This is a genomic window from Acidovorax sp. KPB24-07 (assembly GCF_057543315.1).
On sequence record NZ_BAAJYS010000001.1, the window covers coordinates 96,230 to 102,797 of the forward strand.

Consider the following 6,568-nt stretch of genomic DNA (forward strand, 5'->3'; position numbering starts at 1 on the left):
CGGCTAGGGGTCACCACGCAGCTTGTGCGCTTGGCAGCGAAAAAGCCAAGGCCTGGCTTGTTGGCGGTGCATCCCCTTATCGGGAGCATCTTCGGCATGCTTTTTTCGCTCGCGACTTTGCCAGAGCCTCAGAAGTAGTACATAATAGCGTTCTTCCAACGGAGGTGTGTCTGACAAACCTCTTATGGATCAAGGAGTTGGGTCGGGAGCGAGCATCTCGTTTCCCGCTCCAATTTATGATCTACAGACTTCCACTGACGTCTGTAAGTCGTTGAAAACAGGGGCTTTTGCCCCTTTTTTCATTCCAGTGACGTCCATTGAAATCCGCCTGCATCCAGGACTTTTAAGTCCATTTTTAAGTCCATCAATACGGACGCGGCGCAGACCGGATTGTTGCTGGAGGAGCGAGGTCAAAGAGACAAGCATGTAGCCCTGACGCGAAGCTCAGGAGATAGCATGGCACTCTCGGATATGGCCGTCCGCAACGCAAAGCCGAACGGCAAACCCTACACACTCAGCGATATCGACGGGCTTTGCCTCGCAGTCTCTCCGACCGGGGGCAAGGCATGGCACTACCGTTACTACTGGGTCGGCAAGCAAAAACGCATGTCGCTCGGAACCTACCCGGAAGTGGGGCTGCGAGAGGCCCGTGCATTGCGCGACGCAGCCCGTGCTCTGCTGGCCAAGGGGATCAATCCCCGCTCGGACCGCAAGCAAAAGCGGCAGGCCGTGCGCCTGGCGGACGAGAACACCTTCAAGGCTGTCTTCGACAAGTGGGTCATCCACCGTTCTCTGAGCCTCAAGGAAGGCCGTCAAACGACGCTTTCGCAGATCAAACGGGTTTTCGACAACGATGTTCTGCCCACCCTCGGGAAGACGCCCATCTACGAAATCCAGCGGCCTGACCTGTTGGAGGTCGTTGCCAAGATCGAGCGGCGCAAGGCCCTGAGCGTTGCCGAGAAAGTGCGCACATGGCTGCGCCAGTTGTTTCGCTACGCCCTGATCGTCGTGCCCGGACTGCAACAGAACCCGGCGTTCGATCTGGATGTCGTGGCCATGCCGCAGCCTCCGGTTCGCCATAACCCGTTCCTGCGCATGGCCGAGTTGCCCGCGATGCTGCAGCGTCTGCGCAGATACCACGGCAGACTGCAAACCCAGCTCGGACTGCGATTGCTGATGTTGACCGGGGTGCGGACGGGGGAATTGCGCTTCGCGACCCCGGACCAGTTCCATCTCGATCAGGGCCTGTGGATCATCCCACCCGAGGTCGTGAAGCAATTGCAGTTGGAGATGCGCAAGGAGGGCAAGCGACCCGCCGACATTCCCCCCTACATCGTGCCGTTGTCGGTGCAGGCCGTGGAGATCGTCCGGCACATGCTGGCGAAGTTCAAGCCTGCGCAAAAGTACCTGTTTTGCCACTACAGCGACCTGAAAAAACGCATCAGCGAAAACACGCTGAATGCCGCACTCAAGCGCATGGGCTACACCGATCAACTGACCGGCCATGGTATCCGGGGAACCATGTCCACCGCACTGCACGAAATCGGTTACCCGAAGGTCTGGATCGATGCCCAGCTTTCCCACACCGACCCGGATCAGGTGAGCGCCGCCTACAACCATGCGGAATATGTGGAGCAACGTCGGCACATGATGCAGGACTGGGCGGACCGGCTCGATCTGTTCGAGCAGCATCAGGTCGAAGCGGGCAGCATGCGCCTGACCCTGCATCTGGAGGGCGTCCCGGAAGTTCTGCATGAACGCTCGCACCACGATGCGCGCGTGGTGATCGCACCAACGCCGGTACGGCTGGTGAGCAGTACGCCTCAGACTGCGCCAACCGTGCCGGACACGGTGCGCCGCTTGTCGGCCATCGCGGGCCCGAGGGAGCAGTCCGCGTTGTCCGACGCCCAGCGCCAGCGCAACGAGATGGTGGACATCTTCAATGCGCCGCATGTTCTATCCGCTGCGGAGTTCGCCAAAATGGCGGGCAAGTCCCGCCGCTGGATCAGCTACGAAATCAGCAACAAGAAGCTCCTCGCGTTGAGCATGGGGAACCTGGGCCAGCGGGTTCCCGATTGGCATTTCGATCCGCTCAAACACAGGCTCATCCAGGCGGTTCTCAAGCATGCCGGTGATGCCGACCCCTGGGAGATTTACCGGGTGCTTTCACAGCCGCATGACCTGTTGGATGGGCTGGCCCCCGTGGAGGGCGTGACACCGCACAACTTCCATGAAGCCGTCATGGCCGTGTGCTTCACTTTGAAGGAGAAAGCGCCCAACGCGCAATGGTCGGCTTAGGTGACGGACTTTCCCGCCAATTCCTTCCGGGCGCTGCCATCCGGCGCCGCTTCGCTCACGGGATTGGACAGATAGGGGTTGTCGGGCGGCACGTCCTCGAACAACCGCTTCGGCTCCGTCAGCATGTAGCCATGCAAGCGCCGGGACTTGCGTGGCCCCGTGACCTCGCAAGTCCAGATGTTCAGGCCGCTGTCCTGCTTGCGATGGAGCTGCAGTTTCTCGAAGCGTTTTTGCACCCACAGCCAATCGGCCACCTGGTCCTGCTTGGCCAGGACTGCGACGTGCGGGTGCTCCTGCGCATAGCGCTGGAAAACGCCCGGGCTGACCAGGTAAGCGGTGCCAGCGACCGTGTGCACCAGGGCCTTGGCATCGTTGATGATGAGCGTGCGTCGCTCGATGTGCCGACGAAGCCAGCCCATGAAGTCCTCGCCCGATGGTGCCTGTACGGCTGTTCCTGGGGTGCGTGACGGCACGGGGCTGCTGTCCGTGGGCGGGTTCCTTGGGGTCGGTTGCGACAGTGCTTTCGCCGCCTCGGTTGCAACGGGTTCGACTGCCGGGGTTTCCATCAAGGCCAGGAGCGCATCCACGCCGTCGCCTGGGGTTGGCAGCACAGGCGGGACTTTCGTCAGGGATGACGCTGCAGCAATTGATGGCGATGGACCGGAGACAGGAACGGCGTGCGAGTTTTCCGGTTCTGCGGTTGGCGTTTCCTGGCACGCTGCCGGTTCGTCCAGAACCACCTCTACCGAGCCCGCGAACGGCTCGGGTCGTTCGTGACCCTCCCAGATCAGCGCCGGCGCAAGCCGCAGGAGCGTGAAGGCATGAGACCACCCCGCGTCGCTGGTCACCGTCGCCTTCCAGATGGCTTTGCCATCCGCGGTGGGCTGCAGCATGCCGTGGTCCTGGAGGACGTTGAAGACGGCGGTATTGTTGGCCGGAATGCCATCGATGCCCTGCGACAGCAAGTGCGCGCGCAGCTTGTCCGACACGGTTTTGCTGACGAGCCATAACGCCTCCTGCGTCAGCCACCCGTCCGAAGCCTGGGGCTGGTTCAGCCGGAGTTCCTCCTTGAGCAGGTAACGCAGGCCGTCCAGTAGCTTGCGCTGCAGGGCGTGTTTGGGTGCGGCCATCGCCTTGCCAGGATCGCCGCCCAGTTCCTGGGCGACCGAAGCGCGATCGGCCTGCGTCACGATTTCCCCCAGCACACCGGCATGCTCGTACTGGCCCGCCAGCACATACAGCAGCGCGGCCCAGAGGGTCGGATATCCGCTGAGCCAGTCAAGGATTTCGCGGTCCAGCAGCTGGCGATAGAGCAGGCCCGCCGCCGCTGTGTGCAGTCGGTATTCCCGGTCCTTGCGATACCGGAAGCGGTAGGGTTTGCGCAACGGACCATGCCAGGGATGCCAGGCGCTGCCGTCCGCATGCTCGACGTCCAGATCGACGGCGATCTTGCCGATGTCATGCAGCAGGGCCGCGTAGGCGGTGGCGGCCGTCCAGGCTTCGGCTTGTGCTGCCTGGTCCTCGGGTGTCGCACCCGCTGGCATCAGGTGCGACTGCCGCAGCTTGAGCGCGTAGGCGACGATCTCCAGGCCATGATCGAGCATGCCGCCGGGGTAAGCGTGGTGATGGCTTTCCGACGCGGGGAACTGCTGGACCAGTTCTGCATAGCGCTCCAGGGGGCCCTGGTACAGCGTGGTGAACTGCTTTCGTGAGAGTGAGGTGCGCTGCCAGATGTGTTCCAGCAGCTTTTGCCGGCGCGGGGTGGCGAGCAGCGACGCGGCGGGCTCGGGGCGGGTCAGCCCTTTTCCTTTTGGCGCAGCGTCCTGGTGCGGGGCCTGTGCGGGTGGCGGAGGGCGTTTTCGTTGAAACAGCGCGAACATGCGATCCCTTGAGTTCGGGGCGGGATGGGCCTTTTCCTTTTGCAGGTAGGGCCATTCCCCTTCGGGCCCATTCCCTTGCCTTTTGCCCTCATCCTTTTGGTATATCGCGTCGTCCCGTGCAAATCTTTGAAGAAAGCGGCGTGCAGTCAACCCACGAACTGGTCTCGAACACGTCAGCCGGTTGCGTTCGTTTCAATCAACGACTAAATTGCAGTCATTGACTAACGAGGTGATGCAATGATGACAACGATGACCATTCGGAACATTGATGAGCAGCTCAAGGGACGGCTCCGTATCCAGGCCGCCATCCATGGCCGCTCCATGGAGGAAGAAGCCCGGGACATCCTGCGTGCCGCTCTGTCCAAGGAGCCGGAACGCGCGCCCTCGCTGGTGCAGGCCATCAGGGCACGTGTGGAGGATCTCGGAGGTGTGGAAATAGAATTGCCAGCACGTGAAGCCATCCGCGTGCCGCCAGAGTTCGGCGCATGATCGTTCTCGATACCAACGTCCTGTCGGAGACTCTGCGGGCGGCTCCGGAAGATGTGCCTATGGCCTGGCTCGACCGGCAGCGCCGCTCTGCACTCTTCACGACCACCATATCGCGTGCAGAACTACTCTACGGTGTGCATATATTGCCGGATGGGCAACGAAAGACGGCTTTGTTGGAGGCCGTCAAAGGAATTTTCGTCACGGACATGGCTGGGCAGATCCTCGGCTTCGACGACGATGCCGCTGATGCCTATGCGGAAATCTCCGCATCACGCAAGGCGGCAGGAAAGCCTATCAGCCAGTTTGACGCCATGATCGCGGCAATCACAAAATCGCGGGGAGCCAGTTTGGCGACACGCAACGTCAAGGACTTCCTGGACTGTGGCATCCAGGTGATCAATCCGTGGGGAAGCTGACGGTTCGGACGGCGAAGGAGGATGACCATGACCACGCAGTCACACACTTTTGGATGGACCTACCGGCTGGGCAGAGGTGCGTCTCATGCCTGGCGCAGCTATGCCCGCAAAGAGCATGGGGCAGCAATATGGTTGGTTGAACATGGCATTCCAGCCGGTGGCACCAGGGCGGTGGTTTGGATGCTGAGGTTACTGACGGTTGGCGGCATCGCCTACCTATCCTTCTGGCTCGCTTTGCTACTTGGATGCCTCGTTGCGGTTGCTTGGAGTGCCGGAAGCTCTGACGACGAACAAAAAGCGCCAGAACTGCGCGATGGTATTTTTGGGTTCGGCCTCTATCATCGGGATGGATCACGAATTGATCCTTACGATCCAGACGATGATGGTTAGGCGCTTCCTCGTCTACAAGACCGTTTTCACCAATGTGTCGCCTGTTTTGCTCCCTGCTGCCTGTGCGTCTTTGGCTCCTGTCGCCAGGTACTGTGCCATACCACCGACGCGAACGCCCGCCCAAGTCAAAGCGGTGATCCAAACCCCCGGCAGCACGACGAACATCGTCGCCATCACGAAGTTCAGCAGCATGTCGCCGAACGCATTGTCCAGCCCCATCGCGAGATTGAAGTTCGTCATCGGGCGGTTCCACCCCCAGCCCCAGCCATAGAGCGCATCCAGGATCGTGCTGTCGATCCACCGTGCCAGCTGGAACCAGAAATCCACGAAGTACAGCGCGAAGAACACGCAACTGCTCGTCATCAGCACCTTGAGATCGTAGGTGCCGATCACCAGCACCATCGGGATGCAGATCACCAGCGCCATCTTGAGCAGCGACAGCACCATGGGCAGGGCCTGGCGCAGCACATCCATCGCCGGGAAGAAGCCCGGCGCACCCAGGGCGAGCCCCACGTTGCCCGCCCCGCGCGCCAGATCGTTGAAGAACGTCTTGTCGATCTGCCCGCCATAGTCCGTGTACACCTCCCCCTGGTTCAGCTTCTGCTGGCGGGGTGCCGCAATCGCCCGGATCACCGAATCGTCCAGCTCGCTGCGGGACACGAACCCCGCATAGTTGGCCAGCCGCGTGAGCAGCGTCGGGCTCACCTGGGCCAGGAGCCGCGCCCGCAGACCCGTCTCACTATCCGACCACCACTGGCGGCACGTCGGGTAGCCCCCGCCGCTGGCGACTTCGGCCAGGCCCGCATCCCGCTCGGCCTCGTAGGGCCATCCCTCGCGCGGCGTGCGCGACCGATAGCGGTCGTAATACCCCGCCGTGTCCACGAAGAACCGCGAACCGATCCAGGTCACCTCGTTGCCCTGCGCCGCGTCCAGATCGGGCCGCTGCATGAACAACCGCGCCCGCGCCGGCCCGTAGCAATCCTTCGAGAAATCCGCCACCTCCTGGGCCAGCACCGGATCGTCGATGCGCGTGGCATCCACCTCCATCCGCATCTGCCGCAAATCCGTGCCGCAGGGAATCGCCGCCACCGCCGC

At 61.9% G+C, this 6,568-nt stretch carries 6 protein-coding genes; 4 read left to right on the forward strand and 2 right to left on the reverse strand.

The window, feature by feature from the left end; genetic code table 11:
- Nucleotides 1-456 precede the first annotated feature (456 nt).
- A complete protein-coding gene (locus AC27IQ_RS00485; protein WP_487087385.1) occupies nt 457-2,298 on the forward strand; it encodes a tyrosine-type recombinase/integrase in 1,842 nt (613 codons plus the stop codon).
- On the opposite strand, the gene mobH is transcribed toward AC27IQ_RS00485, so the two are convergent.
- Nucleotides 2,295-4,178, reverse strand: a complete 1,884-nt coding sequence (mobH, locus tag AC27IQ_RS00490) for a MobH family relaxase (RefSeq protein ID WP_487087387.1) — start codon at nt 4,176-4,178, stop codon at nt 2,295-2,297. The two genes, AC27IQ_RS00485 and mobH, sit on opposite strands and share 4 nt — an antisense overlap.
- Before the next feature lie 240 nt (nt 4,179-4,418).
- Between mobH and AC27IQ_RS00495 the strand changes: the two genes are divergently transcribed.
- Genes AC27IQ_RS00495 through AC27IQ_RS00505 form a run of 3 tightly spaced genes read left to right on the forward strand, consistent with a single transcriptional unit; the run spans nt 4,419 to nt 5,473 of the window.
- Nucleotides 4,419-4,667: a FitA-like ribbon-helix-helix domain-containing protein gene (locus AC27IQ_RS00495; RefSeq protein WP_487087389.1), complete on the forward strand. Its 249-nt coding sequence runs from the start codon at nt 4,419-4,421 to the stop codon at nt 4,665-4,667.
- On the forward strand, nt 4,664-5,083 hold the full coding sequence (locus tag AC27IQ_RS00500) for a PIN domain-containing protein (RefSeq protein WP_487087391.1): 420 nt from the start codon (nt 4,664-4,666) through the stop codon (nt 5,081-5,083). Before AC27IQ_RS00495 ends, AC27IQ_RS00500 begins: the two co-directional genes overlap by 4 nt.
- Before the next feature lie 27 nt (nt 5,084-5,110).
- Nucleotides 5,111-5,473: a DUF3742 family protein gene (locus AC27IQ_RS00505; RefSeq protein ID WP_320200724.1), complete on the forward strand. Its 363-nt coding sequence runs from the start codon at nt 5,111-5,113 to the stop codon at nt 5,471-5,473.
- Between the two features lie 12 nt (nt 5,474-5,485).
- On the opposite strand, the gene AC27IQ_RS00510 is transcribed toward AC27IQ_RS00505, so the two are convergent.
- The coding region (locus AC27IQ_RS00510) for a conjugal transfer protein TraG N-terminal domain-containing protein (protein WP_487087393.1) at nt 5,486-6,568 on the reverse strand (1,083 nt) is incomplete at its 5' end.